General features: G+C 38.8%; 29 protein-coding genes. 6 read left to right on the top strand and 23 right to left on the bottom strand.

All coding sequences use genetic code 11. The annotated features are described in order from the left end of the window. Positions 1 to 127 precede the first annotated feature (127 nt). The gene (locus QUF91_RS12525; RefSeq protein ID WP_285398595.1) at positions 128 to 547 is read right to left on the bottom strand and encodes a hypothetical protein; all 420 of its coding nucleotides are present in this window, start codon (positions 545 to 547) and stop codon (positions 128 to 130) included. 218 nt (positions 548 to 765) lie between these two features. After that, positions 766 to 1287, bottom strand: a complete 522-nt coding sequence (locus QUF91_RS12520; protein WP_285398594.1) for a gamma carbonic anhydrase family protein — start codon at positions 1285 to 1287, stop codon at positions 766 to 768. A gap of 74 nt (positions 1288 to 1361) precedes the next feature. Here QUF91_RS12520 and QUF91_RS12515 point away from each other — a divergent pair, with 74 nt between their 5' ends. From QUF91_RS12515 to QUF91_RS12500, 4 genes are all read left to right on the top strand, one after another. Beyond that, entirely contained in the window at positions 1362 to 2339 is a 978-nt protein-coding gene (locus QUF91_RS12515) for an NAD(P)H-dependent flavin oxidoreductase (protein WP_285398592.1), read from the top strand. Continuing rightward, positions 2336 to 2740 (top strand): PaaI family thioesterase, encoded by a 405-nt coding sequence (locus QUF91_RS12510; protein WP_289417988.1) that lies wholly within the window; start codon positions 2336 to 2338, stop codon positions 2738 to 2740. Before QUF91_RS12515 ends, QUF91_RS12510 begins: the two co-directional genes overlap by 4 nt. 316 nt (positions 2741 to 3056) lie before the next feature. Next, on the top strand, positions 3057 to 3221 hold the full coding sequence (locus QUF91_RS12505; protein WP_289417987.1) for a hypothetical protein: 165 nt from the start codon (positions 3057 to 3059) through the stop codon (positions 3219 to 3221). Positions 3222 to 3424: 203 nt separating this feature from the next. Then, positions 3425 to 3637: a hypothetical protein gene (locus tag QUF91_RS12500; protein WP_289417986.1), complete on the top strand. Its 213-nt coding sequence runs from the start codon at positions 3425 to 3427 to the stop codon at positions 3635 to 3637. Between the two features lie 88 nt (positions 3638 to 3725). Here the strand turns inward: QUF91_RS12500 and paaX are convergent, their stop codons facing one another. From paaX to QUF91_RS12425, 15 genes are all read right to left on the bottom strand, one after another. Then, positions 3726 to 4550: a phenylacetic acid degradation operon negative regulatory protein PaaX gene (paaX, locus tag QUF91_RS12495; protein ID WP_285397951.1), complete on the bottom strand. Its 825-nt coding sequence runs from the start codon at positions 4548 to 4550 to the stop codon at positions 3726 to 3728. A 21-nt stretch (positions 4551 to 4571) separates the two neighbouring features. Further along, the gene (locus QUF91_RS12490; RefSeq protein WP_289417985.1) at positions 4572 to 5348 is read right to left on the bottom strand and encodes an enoyl-CoA hydratase-related protein; all 777 of its coding nucleotides are present in this window, start codon (positions 5346 to 5348) and stop codon (positions 4572 to 4574) included. A gap of 337 nt (positions 5349 to 5685) precedes the next feature. Further along, positions 5686 to 6888: a thiolase family protein gene (locus QUF91_RS12485; protein WP_285397954.1), complete on the bottom strand. Its 1203-nt coding sequence runs from the start codon at positions 6886 to 6888 to the stop codon at positions 5686 to 5688. Beyond that, on the bottom strand, positions 6881 to 7753 hold the full coding sequence (locus tag QUF91_RS12480) for a 3-hydroxyacyl-CoA dehydrogenase (RefSeq protein ID WP_289417984.1): 873 nt from the start codon (positions 7751 to 7753) through the stop codon (positions 6881 to 6883). Before QUF91_RS12480 ends, QUF91_RS12485 begins: the two co-directional genes overlap by 8 nt. 73 nt (positions 7754 to 7826) lie before the next feature. Then, the gene (locus QUF91_RS12475; RefSeq protein ID WP_289417983.1) at positions 7827 to 9335 is read right to left on the bottom strand and encodes an aldehyde dehydrogenase family protein; all 1509 of its coding nucleotides are present in this window, start codon (positions 9333 to 9335) and stop codon (positions 7827 to 7829) included. A gap of 17 nt (positions 9336 to 9352) precedes the next feature. Then, complete coding sequence (locus tag QUF91_RS12470) at positions 9353 to 10126, bottom strand: enoyl-CoA hydratase-related protein (protein ID WP_289417982.1); 774 nt, start codon at positions 10124 to 10126, stop codon at positions 9353 to 9355. 2 nt (positions 10127 to 10128) lie between these two features. After that, a complete protein-coding gene (locus QUF91_RS12465) occupies positions 10129 to 10905 on the bottom strand; it encodes an enoyl-CoA hydratase/isomerase family protein (RefSeq protein ID WP_289417981.1) in 777 nt (258 codons plus the stop codon). Beyond that, complete coding sequence (locus tag QUF91_RS12460) at positions 10905 to 11207, bottom strand: EthD family reductase (RefSeq protein ID WP_285397959.1); 303 nt, start codon at positions 11205 to 11207, stop codon at positions 10905 to 10907. Before QUF91_RS12460 ends, QUF91_RS12465 begins: the two co-directional genes overlap by 1 nt. Before the next feature lie 20 nt (positions 11208 to 11227). Then, on the bottom strand, positions 11228 to 11725 hold the full coding sequence (paaD, locus tag QUF91_RS12455; RefSeq protein ID WP_285397960.1) for a 1,2-phenylacetyl-CoA epoxidase subunit PaaD: 498 nt from the start codon (positions 11723 to 11725) through the stop codon (positions 11228 to 11230). An 11-nt stretch (positions 11726 to 11736) separates the two neighbouring features. Then, entirely contained in the window at positions 11737 to 12537 is an 801-nt protein-coding gene (gene paaC, locus QUF91_RS12450) for a 1,2-phenylacetyl-CoA epoxidase subunit PaaC (protein ID WP_289417980.1), read from the bottom strand. Further along, positions 12530 to 12883: a 1,2-phenylacetyl-CoA epoxidase subunit PaaB gene (gene paaB / locus QUF91_RS12445; protein WP_289417979.1), complete on the bottom strand. Its 354-nt coding sequence runs from the start codon at positions 12881 to 12883 to the stop codon at positions 12530 to 12532. The genes paaC and paaB overlap by 8 nt, the downstream gene beginning before the upstream one ends. Before the next feature lie 25 nt (positions 12884 to 12908). Then, complete coding sequence (paaA, locus tag QUF91_RS12440; protein WP_289417978.1) at positions 12909 to 13862, bottom strand: 1,2-phenylacetyl-CoA epoxidase subunit PaaA; 954 nt, start codon at positions 13860 to 13862, stop codon at positions 12909 to 12911. Positions 13863 to 13933: 71 nt separating this feature from the next. Next, positions 13934 to 14173 carry a ferredoxin gene (locus QUF91_RS12435; protein WP_285397964.1) on the bottom strand — a complete coding sequence of 80 codons (240 nt, stop codon included), beginning with the start codon at positions 14171 to 14173 and terminating at the stop codon, positions 13934 to 13936. A gap of 29 nt (positions 14174 to 14202) precedes the next feature. Beyond that, positions 14203 to 15219, bottom strand: a complete 1017-nt coding sequence (locus QUF91_RS12430) for an NAD(P)/FAD-dependent oxidoreductase (protein WP_289417977.1) — start codon at positions 15217 to 15219, stop codon at positions 14203 to 14205. Beyond that, positions 15216 to 16547: a phenylacetate--CoA ligase family protein gene (locus QUF91_RS12425; protein ID WP_289417976.1), complete on the bottom strand. Its 1332-nt coding sequence runs from the start codon at positions 16545 to 16547 to the stop codon at positions 15216 to 15218. The genes QUF91_RS12430 and QUF91_RS12425 overlap by 4 nt, the downstream gene beginning before the upstream one ends. A gap of 445 nt (positions 16548 to 16992) precedes the next feature. Between QUF91_RS12425 and QUF91_RS12420 the strand changes: the two genes are divergently transcribed. Further along, positions 16993 to 17427: a PaaI family thioesterase gene (locus QUF91_RS12420; RefSeq protein WP_289417975.1), complete on the top strand. Its 435-nt coding sequence runs from the start codon at positions 16993 to 16995 to the stop codon at positions 17425 to 17427. A 120-nt stretch (positions 17428 to 17547) separates the two neighbouring features. Here the strand turns inward: QUF91_RS12420 and QUF91_RS12415 are convergent, their stop codons facing one another. The 5 genes from QUF91_RS12415 to QUF91_RS12395 form a co-directional block, all read right to left on the bottom strand. Beyond that, positions 17548 to 18294, bottom strand: a complete 747-nt coding sequence (locus QUF91_RS12415; RefSeq protein ID WP_289417974.1) for an ABC transporter ATP-binding protein — start codon at positions 18292 to 18294, stop codon at positions 17548 to 17550. Beyond that, positions 18287 to 19084, bottom strand: coding sequence for an ABC transporter ATP-binding protein (locus tag QUF91_RS12410; RefSeq protein WP_289417973.1), 798 nt, complete (start codon positions 19082 to 19084; stop codon positions 18287 to 18289). The genes QUF91_RS12415 and QUF91_RS12410 overlap by 8 nt, the downstream gene beginning before the upstream one ends. Next, positions 19077 to 20075, bottom strand: coding sequence for a branched-chain amino acid ABC transporter permease (locus tag QUF91_RS12405; RefSeq protein WP_289420068.1), 999 nt, complete (start codon positions 20073 to 20075; stop codon positions 19077 to 19079). Before QUF91_RS12405 ends, QUF91_RS12410 begins: the two co-directional genes overlap by 8 nt. A 68-nt stretch (positions 20076 to 20143) precedes the next feature. After that, positions 20144 to 21025: a branched-chain amino acid ABC transporter permease gene (locus QUF91_RS12400; RefSeq protein ID WP_285397971.1), complete on the bottom strand. Its 882-nt coding sequence runs from the start codon at positions 21023 to 21025 to the stop codon at positions 20144 to 20146. A 266-nt stretch (positions 21026 to 21291) separates the two neighbouring features. Then, positions 21292 to 22503 carry an ABC transporter substrate-binding protein gene (locus tag QUF91_RS12395; RefSeq protein ID WP_285397972.1) on the bottom strand — a complete coding sequence of 404 codons (1212 nt, stop codon included), beginning with the start codon at positions 22501 to 22503 and terminating at the stop codon, positions 21292 to 21294. Positions 22504 to 22974: 471 nt separating this feature from the next. On the opposite strand from QUF91_RS12395, the gene QUF91_RS12390 reads away from it, so the two are divergent. Beyond that, a complete protein-coding gene (locus QUF91_RS12390; protein WP_289417972.1) occupies positions 22975 to 23880 on the top strand; it encodes a LysR family transcriptional regulator in 906 nt (301 codons plus the stop codon). 76 nt (positions 23881 to 23956) lie between these two features. Here QUF91_RS12390 and QUF91_RS12385 read toward each other — a convergent pair whose 3' ends face one another. Continuing rightward, positions 23957 to 24265 carry a hypothetical protein gene (locus tag QUF91_RS12385; protein ID WP_289417971.1) on the bottom strand — a complete coding sequence of 103 codons (309 nt, stop codon included), beginning with the start codon at positions 24263 to 24265 and terminating at the stop codon, positions 23957 to 23959. Positions 24266 to 24401 lie beyond the last annotated feature (136 nt).

The following is a 24401-nucleotide window of genomic DNA, read 5'->3' as shown; positions in this document are numbered from 1 at the left end:
TTTTCTTTGAAAGATGGACTGCTTCTCTCTGGAAAGCAAAAAAATTAGGACATGCTTCAGTGGCATGTCCTAAACTTTTGCAATATAATGCAACGTTGCTTTTTCTTTTTTTCGTTCCTTCAACGTTCTATTGATATAATTCTTTATAGACGATTACTTTTAAAGCCATAATTTCATCTTCTGTTAATTTACCTTCCATTTCTTGAATGACCTGTTCTTTCGTCATTGAACCATTTTGTACTTTTACTCTTATATTATTAAGCTCCGAAATACCAACTTTTTGAATTAATACTTTTGTAGCTTCTTCTTTAGTCGTAAACGGCAATTTGCTGCTGTCTGCAGTTTTAGCCTCTTCCATATATGTTTTTAGTTGTGGGTCTTGTTCAATAGTAGTTTTAATTTCATCTTTTTGTCCGCTGTTCTTTAATTCTGTTGATATCGTCTCAGATATCTTATCAGATGCAAATTTTGTACCATAATGATAAACCCCATACCCAATAACACCGAGGAAAATTAAAATGATCAGAAGGAATTTAATGAATCTCATATTCTCACACTCCTTATTTCTACACTTTATAATACTATATAGTGTGGATAAATGAGAAATGATAACCTTGCATTTATCACTCCTCATTTATAAATCCAAGCTCATTAAGTTTGAGTCAAGCACCCTGCTCATTTTCAAAGACACTATCAAAGACAAATGAAGGCAAAATAAAAAGGATTAAGTTCTAGACGATACTGAACTCAATCCTCACAAATGGTTTAACTTTTATTCTCTATTATTTCTTTAAATTCTTTTCCTTTTTGAACGTATGTGTCGATTGATAGTTGGATTAACTCGATGTCTTTATCTTGCAGCTGGCGTACGACTTTTCCTGGTGAGCCAACGACCAATGAGCGTGGTGGTATTTTCGAGCCTTGTGTAATAAGTGTGTTTGCACCAATAATGCACTCTTCCCCAATTTCAGCATGATCTAAAATAACAGAGCCCATTCCAACAATCGAACGGCGACCAATTTTGCAACCATGTAAAACTACTTGATGGCCTACTGTTACTTCATCTTCTACAACGACTGGAGCCCCTTCATATAGATGAATAGTTGCATTATCTTGAATACTACAGCGGTTTCCGATCGTGATGCTATCTTCATCCCCCCGTAGTACGGCGTTAAACCAAATAGATGATTGTTCACCAATCGTAACATCTCCAATAATATACGTGCCTGGTGCTTGAAATACTGAATCATGAACATTTGGCTCTTTAAAAGCATATGTAATCTCCATAAAATTCATCCTTTCATTCATCTGAATATTTTGCTAGAATTTAGTATAACATATTTTAAACGGAGGTGCTATTTTTGAATCAATTATGTTCTGTATTAGCAATTCAATATCCAATTATTCAAGGGGGAATGGGTAATATCAGTAGTCCTAAACTTGCGGCAGCAGTATCGAATGCAGGTGGCTTAGGGACAATTGGCTGTGGAACAATGACACCTGCTGAAGTTGAGGAACGCATTGTAGCTACGAAGCAACTTACGCAAAAACCATTTGCTCTCAATGTGCCAATCAATGTCAATCCTCATACTAAAGAATTATTACAATTAGCTATTACACATAAAATACCGGTCGTTTCATTATCGGCAGGTAATCCGACATTATATATCGAGAAATTGCATGCTCATCATATTCGTGTAATTGCTGTTGTCGCATCTGTTAAACAAGCAATAAAAGCCGAGCAAGGCGGAGCAGATGTCATCGTTGCAGAAGGTTTTGAAGCTGCGGGAATTAACTCCAATCTAGAATTAACAACCTTTACATTAATTCCTCAAGTAGTTGATGCTGTTTCTGTACCTGTTGTAGCAGCAGGTGGCATTGGTGATGGACGTGGATTAGCTGCTGCATTAACGCTTGGAGCATCAGGTGTACAGATGGGAACTCGCTTTATTGCAACAGAGGAAATGCCTGTACATCCGACCTTTAAACAAAGGCTACTCGATGCAACCGATGTGGAAACCGTCATTCTAGGACGCTCGATTGGTCAGGTTCGTCGTGTGTTACATTCACCGTATGCCTCATCATTGCTTGCTGACGAGGCAAAAGGTATCACACTCGCCGACTATCAAGAACGTACTTCCGAAACTTTTCATATTAAAGGGGCTATTGAAGGTCTTGAACAAGGTGGTTTTATGAATAGCGGTCAAATTGCAGGAATCATTCGAGACTTACCGACTGTTGCGACTCTTATCGAGAATATGATGGAAGATGCTCAGAACCGTCTAAATCGTTCATTACACAATAATTTCAAAGACTCAGTTCGGAGTGTTCAATTATGACTATGATCGATTTAAAACGAGTGATTAATGGCGAAGTTGAACCACCAGCGTGTGATAAAACATTAGGTATCGTAGTAATATCGGCTATTGCAGGAAAAGCCACTTGCTCTTGGGAGGTGGATGATCGTTTTTTAAATGGTCATCAAGTCGTAATGGGTGGATTCATTACTTCTGCAGCAGATATCGCGATGGCCTATTCGATGGCTTCTATATTAGAAAAACATCAAGGGTTCGCTTCGATTAATCTGCAAACAACATTTTTACGACCACTTCATTTAGGTACTACTATGATTGAATCAACAATTGTCAAACAAGGGCGAAAAACATGCTATGTAGAGGCCACGGTTTCCCAAAACGAGCAGGTTATCGCCAAAATAACATCTTCTATCATGATTCTATAAATGGATTAGCCCTGGCGTTCACTTTTGAACTATCAGACGTGGCGATTAACCATTTATCCATATTCGTTAATTAAAACGCGACGATTTCACTGTGGGCGAGCATAAACCTATTTTTTCCTAATCAACACGCCTGTCGGAATTTGTAAAATTTGTAAAAACAATTCGCTATCGTTGGAACTGAAATTCCCCTCATTTAAAGCGCGACAATATTTCTTATAAATTTATAACCGTGACTTAACATCTGTTATTAATACCGCTAAGCTTTCGTACATATTTACTAAAAATGGCTCATCACCAAAAGTTGCGGTTGACATTTATGGAATACTTTGAAGATTTATCGAAACAAAATCGCTCTTTATCGAAACTTTTTGAGCTTTTATCGAAACAAAATCTCATTTTATCGAAACTATTTGGGCTTTTATCGAAAAACAAGCTCTTTCTATCAAAGAAATCAACCACACGTTATGGTGAAGAGCCATAATTGAACAATATAGACTTATAATAGTGACGCGATTATACATCTGTTGTTATTGCCACTATGTTTTCGAATATTGCTGTCGCATATATTTACTAAAAATTCCTTTTATTACTTTAATTAGAGCGACTTGCACCAAAAGATACACGCCTTGTGAAGCGGTTGATTGTAGTGGAGGCTGGGTGACTCCTTGGGGATCAGCCTCACAGATGAGACCCCGGAGCGAAGCACAGCGGCTCATCGGACGCCCCCAGGAAGCTTTGCTTTGTGCGAAAGCAAAGCGTCAGCTACAAATGTTTTATCTGCGCGAAAGCGAAGCGTCAGCGACAAATGTTTTCTGTAGCGAAAGCAAAGCGTCAGCAACAAAGCGCCCAACCATAAAGGAAATCACCCCCTCTTGTTGCCCAAGAGCCATACTTTAATATGACCTTAATTTCACTGACACAATAGTTTTTCAACAACAAAAAGCTTATCCATAAATAAAATATGGACAAGCTCTTTTTTCGCTTTTTAATTATCTGCATGAAATATTTCTTCAAAGAAACGGTATGATGGACCTTCAAGTAATTTATAATATTCTTGGAATAATAGCGCAGCATGATTTCCACTCCACATAGGCGGTAATAATTCTTGTGGCAGTCCTGGATCGATAAATAAGAATTTACGATATTCATGAACAAGATTTGTACGCTCTACAAAACATTCCGCATCCGACATTTCTTTTCTTGAGATTGCACTTTGATGGATAATATATTGCTTACTATATTGATCCATAAACTTCTCATAACGTGCTTCAATCTCAGCCAACGACCAGCTTTTTTCAATCAGCGTTTCATGATCATGAGGGCCTATATATTCAGCTGTAAAAAAGTCTACATAATTAGCAACATCATATTTTTGAATGAGTAGTTTAACCTCTTCTTCTAAATTATTGGGAGATATCCAACAGCCATTCGAAAAGGAGCCAAAACCACTCCATAAAAGCTCTTTTCGTAATTCATCCCGAATTTGGCGCTTATCCTCTGGAATGGAGTACATTAAAAGTCGCCATTTTCCATCCCACTTCGTCGGTTTTAATTTGAAAATACGATTGGCCGCTTCTTGCATCCGCTTTTCACCGCGTTTTGTTAAAAAATAATAACTACGATTCCCTCGTTTTTCTGATTGCAGCCATCCTTGTTTGACCATTCTAGATACAGAAACGCGTACATTTTGCTCTGTGTGACCAAATTCTTTTAATAGACGAATCAAACTACCAATCCAAATTTTTGAACCGTAATGCATAATATAATCGCCATAGAGCGTAAAAATCATCGACTGTGTATTAGCGCCCATTCTCTCCCCCTACTTTCTTACTCATTTTCCTTGAAATGCAGGTTGGCGTTTCTCACTAAATGCCTGTAATGCTTCAAGACGATCTTCTGTCGGAATGACTAGCTCATATGCCTTGGATTCAATGGCAAGACCCGTTTGAATATCGGTATTCATCCCTTGTGTAATGGCATATTTTGCTTGACGAACAGCTACAGGCCCATTTTGCATCATCCGCATCGCGAGTGATTCGCATTCTATTAACAACGACTCACGGGTTACTGTTTTTAACACGATGCCTAATGACGCTGCCTCAGAAGCTGTAATTTTCGCAGCTGTTAAAATCATTTCCTTCGCTTTCATTTCGCCGATCAACCGTGGTAATCGTTGTGTACCACCTGCACCTGGAATTATTGCCCAACTTGTTTCTGTTAGTCCGAGTAGTGCCTCGTTCACTGCAATCGCAAAATCACATGCTAGTAACCATTCAAATCCACCCCCTAGTGCATGCCCATTGACTGCCGCTATAGTTGGTTGTGGTAAATTCGCTATACTGTTAAACACGTCTCGAATTGCTCGCACGTTTCTACGTACTTCTTGTGTCGTTAATGTTTTTCGTTCTTTTAAATCTGCACCTGCACTAAATGCCTTATCGCCTGCACCTGTAAAAATTACTACGCAGACATTCTCATCTATATGTAATTCGTCCACTACTTGTTGCAGTTGCGACAACGTATCATAGTTGAAACAATTTAACACCTCTGGACGATTTATTGTTACATAAGCAATATAATTTTCTATTCTAAATGAAATACTTTTCATTTGCAAACTCTCCTTTTTCATTTGTCTATTTCAGAAAAAAACGGCACATCGATTGCGCCGTTTCATATTGTTTGAAAAACTTTTATGTCAATGAAATTAAGGTGTCGTATTAAAAAAGTATGACTTTGGGGCAAAACGAGGGGTGATTACCGTTCCGGCCCAGCTCCTTTCTAGGGGCGTCTGGGCCTGTGCGACAGCGTAGTGGTAGCAACAACAGATATACAATCGCGTCACTATTATAAGCCTATTACGTTCGATTAAGATGAGTAGTCTAGCACGGAAATCACCTTCATTTAAAGCGCCACAATAATTCCCTTGACCATTTTCTTTTTAATTATCATTCGATATTTTCAATAATCGTTGCAATCCCTTGCCCAACGCCAATACACATGGAAGCAAGGCCATATTGTACGTTTTGTTTTTTCATCTCGTAAAGTAATGTTGTCACTATTCGGGCACCGCTTGCACCAAGTGGATGACCAAATGCGATAGCGCCTCCATTGACATTAACTTTCTCTGGATTTAGTTCAAGTTGCTTCATAGATTCTAATGCTTGGGAAGCAAATGCTTCATTTATTTCATATAAACCGATGTCATTTGTTGTTAGACCAGCTCGTTGTAATGCTTTTCTTGAAGAATAGATAGGACCTAAACCCATAACAGCAGGCTCCAATCCTGCAACAGCACCTGTTACATATCGTGCTAATGGTGTTATACCTAACTCTTTTGCTTTTTCTGCACTCATTAGTAATAGTGCTGAGGCACCATCGTTCACGCCAGATGCATTACCGGCTGTCACAGTCCCGTTTTCAAAAATAGGTCGTAGCTTGGCAAGTGCTTCTAATGTTGTATCTGGGCGTGGATGTTCATCTGTATCTACGATGATTTCATTTCCTTTTTTATCTTTCACGTAAACAGGTACGATTTCTTCTGCGAAACGGTTTGTGGCAATCGCTTTTTTCGCACGTTGTTGGCTTTCAAAGGCAAATGCATCTTGTTCCTCACGGCTAATATGAAAACGCTTTGCTACGTTCTCAGCAGTTTGGGGCATTGTATCTGCTCCGTATATGCTTTGCAATTTAGGGTTCGTAAAACGCCAGCCAATCGTCGTATCAAACATCTTTTGATCGCCTCTTGGATAATCAACTTCTGGTTTCCCCATGACAAATGGTGCACGTGTCATACTTTCTGTACCACCTGCGATAAACATATCCCCTTCACCACTCTTAATTGCACGAGCTGCAAAATGTATAGCATCCATTCCTGAACCACAAAGTCGGTTAATGGTTGTACCCCCTACCTCAATTGGTAGCTCAGCAAGTAAAGCAGCCATCCGGGCGACATTTCTATTATCTTCTCCTGCTTGGTTGGCATTTCCGAAAATAACATCCTCAATTTGTTCAGCTGGCACTTTTGGGTTACGTTCTATAAGTGCCTTAATGACAACGGCAGCTAAATCATCCGGGCGAACAGTTTTTAATGCACCTTTATAACGTCCAATCGGTGTACGTACAGCATCTACAATCACGACATCAGTCATTTTTTACCACCTCTTTTTGCTCATTATAGTCATAAACACCTTTCCCACTCTTTCGCCCTAAACGTCCAGCTTGTACATATTGTTCGAGCAGTGGTGCTGGGCGGTATTTTTCACCGAGTTTTTCATGTAAATATCGTAAATTATTTAGACGTGCATCAAGACCGACTAAATCGACCAATTCGAATGGTCCCATAGGATAATTCAAGCCGAGTTTAATAGCTTTATCGATGTCTTCTGGTCTACCTAAGCCCTCTTGTAACATGTAAAAGGCTTCATTACCGACGAGCGCACTAATACGACTTGTAATAAAACCCGGAAACTCATTAATGACAACCGTTTGTTTGCCCATTTCTTTAGCAATTTCGCAAATGGTTTGAACTGTCTCATCACTTGTTTCCAAGCCTCTAATAATCTCAACAAGCTCCATTTTATGGACGGGATTAAAGAAGTGCATCGCGATTGTTTGTTCAGGTCGTTTTGCATAGGAAGCAATTTCTGTTGGGCTCATTGTTGAAGTATTTGTTGCAAATAAACAGTGAGGGGATGCAAACTGTTCCATCTGCTCAAAGACGGCTCGTTTTATGTCCCTTTTTTCGGGTACCGCTTCAATGATTAAATCTGCTTTACTGGCGACAGTCGCTAAGTCTGTCACATAAGTCAGGCGTAACATCGCTTCTTGTACTTGTTGCGCCGTTAATTTTCCGCGTACAACAGATTTTTCGAAAATGGAGATAATTTCATTTTGTGCATTTTGTAACGCTTGTTCGTTTATGTCTATAATAGCTGTTTCAAAGCCACTGACTGCACATACGTAGGCAATTCCACGTCCCATAACCCCTGATCCGATGACAATAACTTTTCTCAATTTAAGCAACCTCCTTATTGTGAAAACCATATGCGAAGAGCGTTGATCTCATCGCATATGGTTTTTGTTGTCGTTAGACGCCTAGTGGATTTAGTGGGCGGCTACCATAATATGAAATGATACTTTTTGTTTCTGTATATAAATCTAACGTTTCGATGCATAGTTCACGTCCGAAACCAGATTGCTTATACCCACCAAATGGAGTACCTGGCATTGCAGAGAATGGACAATTGACCATAACGATTCCTGCTTGAATTTGATTGGCTACACGAGTAGCACGTGCACCGTCTTTTGACCAAACCGCTGAGCCTAAACCAAACTCTGAATCATTCGCCAGACGAATAGCTTCTTTTTCATCGCTAAATGGCATCACAATCACTACTGGACCAAATATTTCTTCACGCACAACTTTCATGGATTGATTTACGTCAGCAATAATAGTTGGCTCATACCAGAATCCATTTTCAAAGCCCTCTACAGCTGCCACTTTGCCACCTGTTAAAATAGTTGCACCCTCTTCAATGGCAGATTTCACATAGCCATCGATCGTATCTAATTGGTCTTGGTCGATAATTGCCCCCATATGAGTCCCTTTATCGAATGGATCACCTAGTTTAATGGCTTTTGCTTTCGCGACAAATTTCTCTAAAAACTCATCGTAAATGTCTTTGTGTACGTATAAGCGTGAACGTGCTTCACAGGATTGCCCTGAGTTATAGAAAATGCCGTATAGTGAGCCATCTACTGCCGCATCGATATCTGCATCTTCGAATACTAGATTTGGTGATTTCCCACCTAGCTCTAATGTAACGCGTTTTAATGTTTGAGAAGCTTTTTCCATTATTCCTTTGCCGACTGGTGTTGAACCTGTGAAAGCTACTTTATCGACTTGCTGATGTTCAACTAAGTAATTTCCTACATCCTTCCCTGAACCTGGAATGATGTTGACAACCCCTGCCGGTACACCTGCTTCTAAGCAAATTTCACCTAACACGATCGCTGTTAAAGGGGTTAAAGAAGCTGGTTTCACAATAACGGAGCATCCAACGGCTATAGCTGGAGCAATCTTCCATGCAGCCATCATCAGTGGGTAATTCCAAGGGACAATTTGTGCACATACTCCAACTGGCTCTTTTTCCGTGTAATTATGGAATTGACCTGGCATATTATTTACTGCTCCGCGATGACCAACAATCGCACCTGCATAAAATTCGAAATCTTCTATCGCTTGATTTACTTGACCCTGTGCTGTGCCAAGTGATTTTCCTGTATCAAGCATTTCTAGCTCTACGATTTCATTAAAGCGAGAACGCATAATAGCAGCAATTTTATGGAGCACTTGTGCACGACGATTGACAGGGTATTGCTTCCATTTTCCGAAATCAAATGCTTCTCGAGCTGCTTGTACCGCACGTTCCGCATCTTCCTGTGAAGCTTTTGCGACAGTCGCTACAACTTCACCCGTCGCAGGATTAATTGTTTGGAATGTCCCACCATTACTGCTCTCCACTTTTTCACCATTAATAATTAAATGATAAAAATCACGTTTTACTGAAACTTGCTCTTGTACTTGTTGTGCCATTGTTATTCACTCCTTTTTTATTGTCCGCTAAATTGTGGTTGTCTTTTTTCTGCAAATGCTTTCATACCTTCTTGGTGATCGTCTGTCGCTCCAGCAATACTTTGACTTTGCGCTTCGTATGCAAGGAAGTCCTCGAACTTTAAGTGTTCTGCTGCCTTGATATTACGTTTAATAAGAGCTATTGCTTTAGTCGGTAACTGGACAATCTGTTGTGCGAATGCATGCACATCCTCTTCAAATGTTTCATTGCTATAGACAGCTGTCGTTAACCCTAATTGTTTGGCTTCATCTGGTTTAATCCGTTGACCGAGTACAGAAATTTCAAGCGCTTTAGCGTCGCCAACTAATCGTTTTAAGTAGTATAAATTCCCAGAATCTGGAATTAACCCTACATGGATGAAGGCGTTCATAAAGAATGACTTTTCCGCCATCACTCGAAAGTCGGCAGCAAGGGCTAAACTAAAGCCAGCCCCTGCCGCTGCACCATGCACAGCTGCGATAATCGGTTTTTCACAGCTATGAAGTTGTTGTACCATCGGACCATAATAATCTGCTAAAATATCACCAAGTTTAGTATCTTCATCAATTACTGAAAGATCCTGACCCGAACAAAATGCACGTCCTTCACCGCGTAGTACAATACAACGTACCGCATCATCTATAGAAGCTTGTTTGACGGCCGTACGAATTTCGTGATTCATCTGTGCCGTGAAAGCATTTAATGTGTCGGGACGATTTAATGAAATATAAGCTACGGATTCTTTTAGTTCGTATTGAATAGTTTCAAACATAACTATCTCCCCTTAAAGTTCGGTTGACGTTTTTCAACGAATGCTTGCATGCCTTCTTTTTGATCTTCCGAAGAGAATAATACATAGAAATTTTTCCGTTCAAATTGCATCCCTTCATAGAGCGAGTAGTCTACAGCTTTGTTGACCGCTTCCTTTATGAGTCGTAAAGCGAGGGCAGGTTTTTGCGCGAGCATCATCGCTGTTTTATGTGTTTCTTCTATTAATATTTCTGGCTGTACAATTTTGTTGATGATGCCATATGCGAGCGCTTCATCGGCAGTAATTCGAGCCGCACTCCAAATCCACTCTAATGCTTTTGTTCGCCCTACTAGTTTTGTTAAGCGCTGTGTACCACCTGCACCAGGCATTACACCAAGGTTTATTTCAGGGAAACTAAATTCTGTGCCCTCTGCAGCAATTAATACATCACAGCAGAGGGTTAATTCAAAGCCACCTCCGAATACGAACCCTTTGACGCTACCGATAATCGGCTTTTTAATTTGCCCAATACGATCCCAATCAGCGAATTGATTTAATAGCTCTAAACGGATTGTATTGTCTGCCACCATTTCATCAATATCTGCACCGGATGAGAATGCTTTTCCATTTCCAGCTAAAACGATGACCTGCACATGTTCGTCACGATCAAACATTTCCATCGCCTGCACAATTTCACGTACCATTGCACGATTTAATGAGTTGTATTGGCGAGGGCGGTTTAAGTAGATATACCCGATCCCACTATCCATCGTTATTTCAATAAAGGTGAATGCTGTCATTACGCATCTTCACCGATGATTAATGTGACGATATCGCTTGCAAAGCTCATTAAATCTTTACCAGATGCTTTCCCTTCTGGTGAACGTAGCCCATGTTTTAAATCTTCTGCGCTATCATAGGTCATTTCACACATTAAGTAGTATGGCGTTTCTGTGCCCATTGGAGTTGAATTAAATTTTGTCACTTTCATTTCACGTAAGCCTGGGATTTTCGCAGTAATCGGAGTATGAACCTTTTCGTAATGCTCATCAAATGCTGCTTTATCAACAGGGTGTTTATATAACGCGATTAATTTTGCCATAGTAAAATACGCTCCTTTGTCTACATCGAAGTAGAAATTAGTTTCATTGCCTCAAATGGATTTTTACAGCTTTTGCAATATAAAATACTGCGGCACGCTGTTGGACCAAAAATATTTTCAAGCGTGACATACGTAGAGCCACAATACGGGCAATCGACATGCCAAGAGCCATCTTCTTGTAAAAAACGAGGTGGTGGTGCAATACCAAATTGCTTTAGTCCTTCTCGCCCCTTCGCTGTTACACGATCTGAAGTCCAGGTAGGATTATTTATAAACACGACACTTACCTCACGAACGGCTTCTAGTTGTTCAACTGCTTTTTTAATATTTTGTTGAATAATTGTCAGTGCAGGACATCCTGAAAATGTTGGTAGTACTTCAATACGGATATGTCCATCATCCACATGCACACGTTCAACCATGCCAAGGTCAATAATACTCACCGTATCAATTTCTGGATCTTTCACTGTACCCAACACCTCATAGATGTGCGCTTCGTGCAGATCAGTAGTTGTCATCGTTACCCTCCTTACCAGCTTGCCGCCAAATCAGAACGATACACCTCTGACATCGTTTCGATTGCCGATGTTAAATCGTCTGTATGTTGACCGTTGCGACCATTAATAATCGGTGCTGGGAGTTCAGGAATAGGGATTTCTACCGCTTCAAAAGTTGGTGTTACAATAGCCAACCAACGTTCTTTTATGGCCGCTTCTGACTCAATTAATTCACATGCTGTTATGTCCGTAACTGATTGGCCAAATGATAATAAATCACCAGCATCTTTCATTACTTCCTGTAATGCTGCTATCATGCGTGAACGTGATTCCTCTGTTGCTGTACATAATTGCGTAAACCATGTTGTCCAATGCATTTGATGATAATAAAGCTCCGTACTAATTTTCATAGCCACTTCTCGGATTGGGGCATAGCTACTTGCCTTTAGTGCATCTATCTTCGCTTTTTTCGCCGTTGTATAGACAAAATTGCGTGCAATTGCGTAGCCCCAGTCGTAATTCGGTGCTTCCTTGTAGTAACCTTCCCCATTCGGGCGTTCAACAAGAAGACTATTACAACGTTCCTCTTTAGGTCGAAGCTGCGATAATGCGTCTGAAGTGCCTTCGCCTAGCTCCTCTAAAAGTGTGTAATATAAGTTCGCATGCCCCATCGTATCTTGTGTAATGGAAGAGAATGCTACGTCTTCCTCAATATGTGGCGCCAGCCCAAGCCACTCGGAGCCACGATATGAAAATAAGTAATCATCATCCGCTAATTGATAAAGAAGTGTAATGACCGCTTTTTTATAGTCAGGTGTTCCTTCGTTATTCATTTTTCTCCCCTCCTCCTGCCCAAGATAGGATTTCTTTTTCATCCAACATAACTTGTTCATAGTGGCGCCATTTTTTCTTTAAATAGCCATAGCCTTTTGTTGTACGGTAATCTTTATTGTCTAGGCGTTGCAGCGCTTGTTTACTGTCTTGAGTTAGACCATGTAAATGTTTGCGATTGACGACCCAAATGTCTACTACAGGCTCCCGACGCATAAAGTTTTCCTGTGCCATAACTATCGCCATTTCTCCATTCGGTGCTAAAAGGCTAAACTGATGTTGAAAATTTGCTGTTGCTGTTCGTTTACTAAATACTTCAAATTCTTGATAGAAAGATTGCTTTTCCAAGGGTGATCCTCCTCTCTCTAAAGAGTTAATTTACTAGAGCCGTTAATGCTTCCCGTACCCAAGCGTTGTTTTCGTAAGATGAACGACGAAGCGCTAAGCGTTCTTGTGAACATGGACCTTCGTTGCGCTGGATTTTTTTGAAATATTCCCAGTTAGGTTCTTGGTAAATCCATTTATTTTGCGCTTCATCAAAGTGCAAAGTTGGGTCTGGCACAGTTAAACCGATCGATTGAATACGAGGAACATATTTTGTTAAGAAACTTTGGCGTAGCTCCTCATTCGTTAAGACACGAATTTTATATTTAATAGTGAGATCTTGTTTACTAGTACCTGTTGTGTCTTTTGATGCTGGGCCAAAGAAAAATAATAGTGATTCCCACCAACGATTTACCGCATCTTGTACAAGTGCACGCTGTGCTGGTGTACCTTCTGCCAATGCCATAATAATGGCTTCACCGTGTTGTGCATGGAATACTTCTTCTGCACAAATACGTTGAAGGGCACGCGCATAAGGTCCGTATGAGGAACCTAACATGTTAGTTTGTGAAATAATGGCTGAACCATCTACAAGCCAGCCAATTAAACCTGCATCCCCCCATGATTTTGTTTCCATATGGAATACGTTGTGGAACTTAAGACGTCCTTCGAATAAATCAATCATTATCTCGCCGCGATCTTTCCCATATGGTTTAAGCAAATCCTCTGCTACGCGTAATAACAATTGACCATGTCCCATCTCATCTTGAACCTTCGCCATAATCCCTAGCTTTCGATATAAAGTCGGTGCTTTCGGAACCCATTCTTTCTCAGGAAGAGCCCCCATTATTTCACTAATACCATGCATTGAAATTAATTTGATTAGTGCCAAGCGGTATTCTTCCGGCATCCAATCATCTACTTCAATCTTCTCTCCAGCAGCAATACGCGCCTCAAATTGCTCCTGTAATTCTTGTTCAGATATTTGTGATACGATACTCATAGTAAAAACCTCCTCATATAACTAAATTTCGATAATCGTTACTTTTATGTTATGTTGGAGGGCAAAAAAAATCACACTTCCAACAAGACCTTAGTATTGATTGCTACTTTAATTGATTCTGTTGGACAGCCCTCCATCGCATCCTCTAAATCATCATATAAATCTATCGGAACTTCTTTACAACCTTGGTTATTGTCTAAAATAACATACGCGATTCCTTCGTCATTATAGTCAAAAATATCCGGAGCCGATGCGCCACATGCGCCACAAGCAATACATGTATCTTGATCTACTCTAGTGAATTTCACCATATACTCATTCCTTTCCCAAACCTATAGCATTAAGTAAGTTGTTTCTTTTTTTCCTCCATTACACTCGTACTATGCAACGGTTGCACTTTAGATGTTGGGTCAATATATACTTTCGCGTTACTAATAGCAGTAGGTGCTTCTCCGAAACCACTAACAATTAACTTTACTTTCCCATCATATGTGCAAATGTCTCCAGCCGCATAAATACCTGGAATGTTCGTTTCCATACGTGAATTAACGACGATGGAGTTTTTGTTAATGTCTAAGCCCCAATCTTTAATGGCACCTAAAGAAGAAACAAAACCAAAGTTTACAATAATATCATCGACTCCATAGATTGGTTGCTGCGTGTCGTCTTTTGCATGCTTTAATTTAACATGTGTAATACGCTCTTCCCCTATAAGTTCTTCAGGAACATAAGGTGTAATCACCTCAACAGACGATTGCATTAAGTTTTCTACACTATGTTCATGTGCACGGAATTTATCACGTCTATGGACAATAGAGACCTTTTTCGCAATTGGTTCTAGCATCATCGCCCAATCGACTGCTGAATCACCGCCACCAAAAACCATCACGTTCCGATCTTTAAAAGCATTAAGGTCATTAATGAAGTAATGTAAATTACGTTGTGCATACTTTTCTTCTCCATCTAAGTCAAGCGTACGAACTTTAAACGCACCGTTTCCAGCAGTGATCAGTATTGTACGTGAATAATGAGTACCCGTAGTCGTTTCAAGCTTGAAAATACCGTTTTCATCTTTTTCGATTGTTTGTACAGATTCATTCGTACAAACATCCAGTGGAAACGTATTCATTTGTTCTTTTAAATTAAAGATGAGATCTTGTGCGCGAATTTTCGGAAAACCTGCAATGTCATAAATATATTTTTCCGGATAAAGCGCAGCAAGTTGGCCACCCAATTGAGGAAGGCTTTCGATAATTTTGACGCTCATGCCTCGCATACCACCATAGAAGGCGGCAAACATACCAACTGGCCCCCCGCCAATAATTGTCACATCTTTTATTTGCTCAGCATCAATCATTGCAGAACCTCCTTTTGTTCCTTTCTTCTATCAATGACACGAATGGCTTTTCCTTCAGAGCGAGGAATTGCACCAATATTTTCAATGACCAGACTAACGGAAATTAAGCAGGCATTTTTCAAATCGTGCTTGATTTCCTTTGTCAGTAATTGAATAAGCGGATGACTTAGGTCGCCTCCTACTTTTTCATATAATCTTGGCGTTAACTCAACATGTAGTTCAATCGCATCCATATTGCCCTTTTTCAACAAATGAATTTGATAATGTGGTGCCAAACCTTCAATTTGTAACAACTCACGCTCGATTTCAGATGGGAAGACATTAACGCCACGAATAATTAACATGTCATCTGTTCGCCCCTTCACACGCGCCATTCGCATTGTTGTGCGTCCACATTTACATTTTTCACGTGTAACGGATGTAATATCACCCGTACGATAACGAATAATTGGTAGCGCTTCCTTCGTTAAACTTGTGATAACCAATTCACCATCTTCTCCATCAGCTACAGGTTCTAACGTATCCGGATCGATAATTTCAACGAAGAAATGGTCTTCTGCAATATGTAAACCATCTTGTGCCTCATAGCATTCAATCGAAACACCAGGACCCATCACTTCACTTAAACCGTAAATATCCATTGCACGAATTTTCAATTTATCCTCAATGGCACTACGCATTTCCTCGGACCAAGGCTCTGCACCAAAAATTCCATATTCAATCCCGTTCGTCGCTGGATCAATGCCCATTTCCTCCATCTTTTCAGCGATGTTTAGAATGTAAGAAGGTGTCCCTGCGATGCCTCGCGGTTTAAAATCTTCAATTAATGTAATTTGACGTTCTGTATTTCCTCCCGAGACTGGCACAACGGCCGCTCCTAATGTTTCAGCTCCGTAGTGTAAACCTATCCCTCCAGTAAATAGACCGTATCCATATGCATTATGAAAAATATCTGATTTGCGTCCCCCTGCGGTAACAATAGCGCGAGCTAAAAGTCCCGACCACATATCGATATCATTTTTTGTATAACCGACAATTGTTGGTTTTCCACTAGTTCCCGAAGAACCATGAATGCGCACTACATCATCCATCGGTACGGCAAAAAGCTTAAATGGATATTGCTCACGTAAATTTATTTTTTTCGTAAATGGCAATTTGCGAATATCTTCTAAACGTTGAATATCAGCTGGCTTAACCCCAAGCTGATCAAATTGCTCCTTATAGAATGGTGTGTTGTGATAGACATTTTCAACTGTTGCTTTTAAACGCTCTAGTTGAATCCTTTCCATTTCTCCCCTTGAAGCTGTTTCTATTTCTAGATGATACATTTTCCTAGCCCCCCCTTTTGCTATTACAATTCGTCACAACGAAATCAAACGATGTAACAAATAAATTACGAGAGTTTGTATTCCGTAATTAATTTTACGATAAACTTATTTATCCGAATTGTCAATATATTTTATTTTTTCTATTTATAGTTGTTAATTAAATCGCTTTCGAATGTTTTATCTTAGTTAACATTTACATCGAATTACAAATGGTATTTTATAAAAACCCTGTTAAATCAACTATAATCACAAAAAACAATCGAAAATTCAAAATAATTCAACAAAACTACGTTATTACATTTACTTTCCAAATGATCAATGTTAAATTTGTTTTATATTTCACTTTTATTTCATTCGTTTTTATTTTGTATGAACATTTTATAACGTAAATTACAAACAGACGAATGGAAAACTAAATTTTTTAAAAAGCAAAGGGGAGTTTACGATGACGTTAACAGAAGCTCAACAACACGAAAAATATTATGACGATATTTTTGAAGCTTTAAAAAAGGAGCCATACGCAAATTACTTAGGAATGGAATTAGTTGAATTAAAAGCAGGCTTTGCAAAAGTCATACTTTCTCCAACATCCCATATGTTAAACACACACGGTACTGTACATGGAGGGATCATTTTTTCATTAGCTGACTACGCTTTTGCAGCAGCTAGTAATTCTTACGGTAAAACCGCTGTCGGTGTAACGAATACCATACATTACATGAGCGCAGGCTTGGCAGAACACCCACTAACAGCTGTCGCAGAAGAAGTTAAAAAAACTCGTCGTTTAGCCTGGTATCGCATTCATGTTTGGAGCAATGATGAATTATGTGCAACAATGGAAGCAATGGTTTATCGTAAAAATGATAATTTCATCCTATAACAAAGATGTGAGAGGCCTTTTAAGCTTTAAATAGGTTTCTCACATCTTTTTGTCATACGAAAATCCCTCACTAGTTACAGGACACACTTGTAACTAGGAGGAATCTTTGACGAAGCTATTTTATACCTGTATTCCATCTTTCGATTTTGTCTGCGCTTTACCGAAGTATGCTTCTTGGATTTTCGGATCATTCAACAACTCTTGTGCAGTACCTGAAATGGCCATCTTACCATGGGCTAAAACGAAGGCACGGTCAGCCACCTTCAATGCAGCTTTGACGTTCTGCTCGACCAAAATGATCGTGGCACCTCGTTCATCGCATAATCTACGTAAAATAGTCATAATGTCTTTGACAATTAAAGGAGCAAGTCCTAATGATGGTTCATCAAGCATCAAAACTTTCGGATTGGCCATTAAACCTCGTCCTATCGCCACCATTTGCTGTTCGCCCCCTGAAAGTAAACCACCTGGACGACTAAGCATTTGCTTTAAGCGCGGAAATAATTCCACAATGTCCTCATAGTCTCGGTGCACCGTTTTCTTATCTCTACTATAGCGATGATAAGCACCAAGCATCAGATTGTCCTTAACCGATAATGAAGAAAAAATTTGTCTTCGCTCCGGCACTAAACAAATCCCATTGGCAACTGTCTTTTGTACACCATCTTTCGTAATATCTAATCCTTTGTATTCAATTTTTCCTTCACTCGCTGAATAGACACCTGCTAATGTACCGAGGAGCGTGCTTTTCCCAGCACCATTTGATCCGACAATTGATAGTAACTCCCCTTCTAATAGTTCGAAATCAATACCTTCAAGAACGTGTAAATGCCCATGATAGGTATGTAAATTTTCGATTTTAAGCATATGACACACCTTCCTCCGCTTCATCATCGCCCAAGTATGCCGCCACAACCTTTGGATTTTTGTAAATCTCTTCCGGTGTACCTTCTCCAATCTTGACCCCGTTATCAACAACAACTAAACGATCTGAAATAGACATAACCGTTTCCATATCATGTTCGACGAATAAAAAAGTCATTCCCTCTGCGCGCATTTTTAAAATGACTTCGACTAATTGTCTTGATTCCTCAGCGTTTAAACCCGCCATTGGTTCATCTAGTAAAATGAGTTGAGGTTTGGAAATGGCTGCACGCGCAATTTCCAGAAGTCGCTGACTGCCATAAGGTAATTTATCGGACATTTCATAGGCAAAATCGGCAATTCCTACATCCTTTAAACATTGCAGCGCTCTTTCCATTGTCCGTACCTCTTCTTTAACGACAGTCGGTAAACGTAGTCCAGCCGTTAAAATATTTGTTTTCATCGTAATATGTGCACCGGTCATTACATTCTCGACAACCGTCATATTATCGAATACTTCTAAGTTCTGAAATGTTCTTGTTATACCTGCCTGTGCAATTTGATAAGGCTTTTTTCGTGTTAGCCGCTTGCCTTGGAAGTAGACATTCCCTGATGAACTTGGCAATACCCCCGTTATCATATTGAAAAGTGTTGTTTTACCTGCACCGTTAGGACCGATCACAGCGAATATTTCACCTTTATTAATTGCGAAGGAAACATTGTCTACAGCAACTACCCCGCCGAACACTTTCGTTAAGTTTTCTACACTTAAGATCAGCTCTTTGTTAGTCATTTGTTTTACCTCCAGTAGCTCGTGTATCGATGGAGAACGCGATTGGTGCAGAGCGTTCTTTCTTGTGACGTTTTCCAGCGATTTTTATAAATTGAGGGACTAATCCATTCGGCATATAAATTAATGTTAGCACTAGCAATACACCGAAGAAGACAATTTCAAATTCCCCTCCAACGTTAGGTAAGATGATTGGCACATAATGTTTTAATAGTTCACCAAGCAGAACATACGTAGCTGAACCGACGATGGCACCCCAAATACTATTGGAGCCACCGATAATAACCATTATTAAAAAATAAATGGACGTATTCGCTGTAAATAAATCCGGATTAATAAATGTTACATAGTGTGCTAATAGCGAGCCGGAAATGGATGTGAAAATAGCACTTGTAACAAAGATTTGTAGTTTATATTTCATTAAATTTACACCAACAGCATCCGCTGCAATCTCACTACCCTCAATCGAACGTAAGCCACGCCCAATTCTTGAGTGAATAATATTCCGCGAGAAAATAAGAGCCATAAAAACAAAAAACCAAATAAGATAGAAGTAGCTTTGATCTGTCATGAATTCAAAGCCAAATAAACTGATACTCGGTATACCGAAGAAGCCATTCGAGCCTCCTGTAATCGATGATAATTCTTTAAATGCTGTATACACAATAATGCCAAACCCTAATGTTGCTAACGCTAAATAATAACCTTTTAACTTAAATGTAGGAATGCCGATTAATAAAGCAACAAGTGCAGAAATAAGTGCCCCTACTACTATCGCTAACCATGGAGATACACCTAATGTAGCTGTCATATAAGCAGATGTGTAGGCACCAATTCCATAAAAAGCTGCATGTCCTAATGAAATTTGTCCAGCGTAGCCTGTTAGCATCGTTAAACCTATACATACTAATGCATAAAACCCAATCATCGTAAAAATAGCGAGTGTATAATTAGATCTAACTAGCGGAAGACAAAATAGTAGTGCGAAAAAAATACCTGGTCCAACTAAGCTGTTATTGTAGATCAGCTTTAAGCTTTTTTTTAGTCATCGTTGCAACCTCCTTACACACGTTTCCCAGAAGCTTTAGCAAATAGGCCTTCTGGTTTTATAAATAAAATTAATAGCAATAAAGAGAAGCTCACTACATCTTTTAAACCTGAAGACCATAATCCCTCTGTAAATGCTTCGATAATTCCAATTAGAAAAGCACCGGCAATGGCCGCTGGGGCATTTGTTAAACCACCAACAACTGCTGCTACAAACGCTTTTATACCAAGCATCATCCCCATATCGTAGGATGCGCCGGAAATAGGTGCGATAACGGTACCTGCTAGAGCCCCTAACCCAGCACTTACAACAACAGCAAGCAAGGACATTTTATTTGGATTGATTCCCATTAAACGTGCAGCAAATGGATTTACAACACAAGCCGTTAATGATTTTCCTGTAAACGTATAGTTAAAGAAGTACAGCATAACGATTAAAATAACGATCGAAAGGCCAATCGCCCATAAATTTTGCGGAAGTAATACGGCTTCTAAAAATTCAATCGGTGTATTATCCGTAAACGGTGGTAATGTTTGGGCTTGTGTTCCCCAAATTAAAATGGCAATCCCCCGAAAGGCAATCGATACGCCAATTGTTATGATGATTAGTGTTGTCATGGATGATTTACGAGCTGTATGAATGGCTGTTCGTTCAAATACAGCACCAATTGCCGCCACAATGACGATACTTAATATAACAGCTAACCATAATGGAAGATTTGCCTTTACAAGTGAAATACTAATTAAAGCACCAAACATAGCAAATTCACCTTGTGCAAAGTTAAGTATGCCTGTCACGTTATAAATAATGACGAATCCAACCGCAATCAATGCGTAAATGGCTCCTATTGTTAAACCTGAAAATAATAATTGCAATATTTGAGAAAATGTTTCCATAATGTCATTCACTCCATTTCATTTCGAGGTTACTAAGCTGATAATGAATGAACAGTGATGGAAAGACACCACTGTTCATTGGATTTGTATTTTTTTATAGGTGTGTTGATTAACCATTTTTATCTCTTCTAATTAATTTGAAGACTCTGATTTCCTCTACAATCAGTAAAAATAGGGATATATTAGAAAAATAAAAACAAGAAAAATCCTTTTGTCTCTAAAAAATAAACCTATTTTCCCTAATAAACACGCCTGATCTGTTATTCTTACTTGTCTTCTAAAGTCCACTTACCGTCAACAATTCGTACCATCGCAAAACTATCTGGGCTCAGTCCCATATGATTATCTGCAGTAATGTTAAATACACCTGTAAGACCTACATATTCACCTAGCTCTTGTTCAATGTAATCACGGAGTGCAGCGCTATCACTACCTTTTGCTTCAATGGCTTTTGTCGCAATCGCGAAAGCATCTGCTGCATATGCACCGAATGTACTCGCTGGTTTATTGTATTTTGCTGTGAAAGCTTCGTTATACGCTTTTAATAATTCTTTTTGTGGATTTGAATCTTCTAATTTATCAGCCACTAATAATTTCCCCGTTGGCAAAACCACATCGTTCGCAGCATCACCCGCTACTTCGATAAATTGGTCCGTTGCAACTCCGTGACTTGCAAGAACTGGTATATCTAGCGCTAGTTCACGAATATTTTTAATCACTACCGCTGACTCTTGCACTGTTCCCCAAACAATAATGGCATCTGGATTTTCTTTTTTCACACGAGTTAACAGTGGTTTTGCATCTTTAACTGTCGCTTCGAATTCATCTTCAATAACTGATTCCACACCGTAATCTGCCGCATGTTTAACAAATTCTTCATGACCACCAGTTCCATAAGAATTCGCAACGTTTAACCAGGCAACTTTCGTTAAGTTATTATCTTTTAAATATTGTAAAATCCGCTCCACCGCTTGTTGATCGTCTTGCGGCATTTTGAATACCCATTTTCGCGCTTGTCCATCTTCAGTCATGTAAATTTGTTTACTGGCAGCAACCGAAATGTAAGGCACCTGATTTTGCTCTGCCAAAGGTAACATCGCTAATGAGTTTCCACTTGTTGTCCCTCCGATAACGATCGAAACCTTGTCTTGTGTTAACGCTTTTTTCATCGCAAGAATTGCTTCATTTTGGTCAGATTTATCATCGTATGTTACTAAGTCGATTTTCCGACCGTTAATGCCTCCATCCGCATTTTTTTGATCGACTAACATTTTAAGCGTTTGCATCTCAGATTCACCTAATGCGGCCGCCCCACCAGACGCTGAAAAGATTCCAGCCATTTTGATTGAATCAGATGATGTTTCTGTACCTGAACTTGCGGATGATGCATCACCTTTCCCCGAATCAGATGATGAACTACAGGCCACCATCAATAACGCACCCATTAATAGGAAAAGAGATAATACAGTCTTTTTCATTAAACACTACACCCCTTCATTAATTTTATACCTATAAAAACCGCATCCCCTTTTAAAATGACGGTATGTATAGCCCCTTGGATTAAAAACGTTTCAAAAACAACCAATAAATTAAGATAAAAACAGATAATTACAGACTAAACGATACCTAAAGTAGATATTCGCGATTTTAGTTAATCAAAAGAATAGCATGTATATTAAAAAATGATAAATACTAAAAATATATATTATAAATTGTTATATATACATTTTTGGTATATCCGTATTTTAATTGTTATATATATTACATGAAAAATATGTAATTTAATAATCTACAAAACCTTTGCTATTACTAGGTTTCTTAAAATTATTTATTTAAAAAATCAGAAATATCTTACAAATTTAACGAAAGTACTCGAAAAAGTGTTACTATACAGAATAAGTATACTAATTGCATAAACAAGCGGATTTTAAGTATAGGGGTGAAAAAGGATGGATTTAAGACAATTAAATTACTTCATTACGATTGTAGAAGAAAAACAAATTACGAAAGCTGCAAAAAAGCTCCATATGGCACAACCACCACTTAGCAATCAATTGAAAGTTATGGAGGAAGAATTAAACTGCAAACTATTAGATCGGAATGGTAGAACATTAGAGCTTACTGAACCAGGAAAGATTTTATATGAAAAAGGCAAAACATTATTAGCTAATTTCGAAGACACGATATCGGAAATAAAAGAAGTTGGAGAAGGACTACAGGGGGTATTATCGATTGGTGCAGATCAAACTTGCTTAGCTTACTTACCTGAAAAAATTAGGTTGATGCGCGAGAGATACCCTAAATTAAACTTCAAAATTATTGAAGGAGATACATTTTTCTTAACGAAAAGTCTTTTAAGTAAAGAAATTGATTTAGCTATTCTGCAACAACCAATTGAAGATGAAAATTTCTCTTCGATCGGGCTAGAATTAAAGGAGTTTGTACTTGCCACACCCGCACAATGGAATTTACCGAACCCCATTCAAATGGAAGACTTAAAAGATTTACCGTTTCTTTCTTTTTATCGTCATCGTAGTTGTAGTACGTTTCGCATTATAATCGATGAATTTAAAAGTCACGGTTTTGAGCCTAATATTATTTGTGAGTGCATTGATATAGCGATGGTTATTTCCTTAATAAGTGAAGGATTGGGTATAACTATTTTACCGAAAACGAGTCTCGATAAATTTTCAATTAAAGGTATTAAAATCATTAAATTTGCTAATTGTAATATCCAATCCAAAGCGAACATTATTTGGCCAAAGGATCGCTATTTAGCAAAGCACGCAATGAATTTTTTAAAGTTATTTAAGGAAGAAACTCATAAAACAATCCGCCAGAGCCAAAAAGTTTAACATCCAGAATGATGATGCATTGGCTTCGAAAATCTAAAATGGTACTCCCGGTTGAATTTGACCGGGAGCTTTTTGTTTATTTTACATACTTCAAATACTTTTTCACAAACTCTACAATGTACTGCACTTCTTCATCTGTCATATTGAATAATTTACTAACTTTTTGTAATTTTGCTGGTGATTTTAATTGTTCACGTACTTGATCGACCAACATATATTTACACTTCCGAGGGTTTACCGTATTTCTAATCTGTTTGTAGCGACGATAAACATAGCGAGCAAAAGCATTTAACATTTCTCGCTCCTGCTCATCTCTTTTTATTTTTTTTGCGACCTCATCGATCACTTCTGTATCAAATGTCCATGAACCATCTGTTATTTGCATAGTACCACCTCTTTAGTTATGTAAAGTTGATGACAATTGAATCTCTCCGTTGCATCCACTCTTAGCTATTAAATGCAAAAGAAAAAGCCACACCTAGTTAGATGTGACTCATTTTGTATTTTTCATGCGTATTCCG

Source organism: Lysinibacillus sp. G4S2 (genome assembly GCF_030348505.1).
Lineage (GTDB): Bacteria > Bacillota > Bacilli > Bacillales_A > Planococcaceae > Lysinibacillus.
Note: the sequence above shows the minus strand (reverse complement) of the source record. Positions and strands in the feature narration are given on the sequence as shown.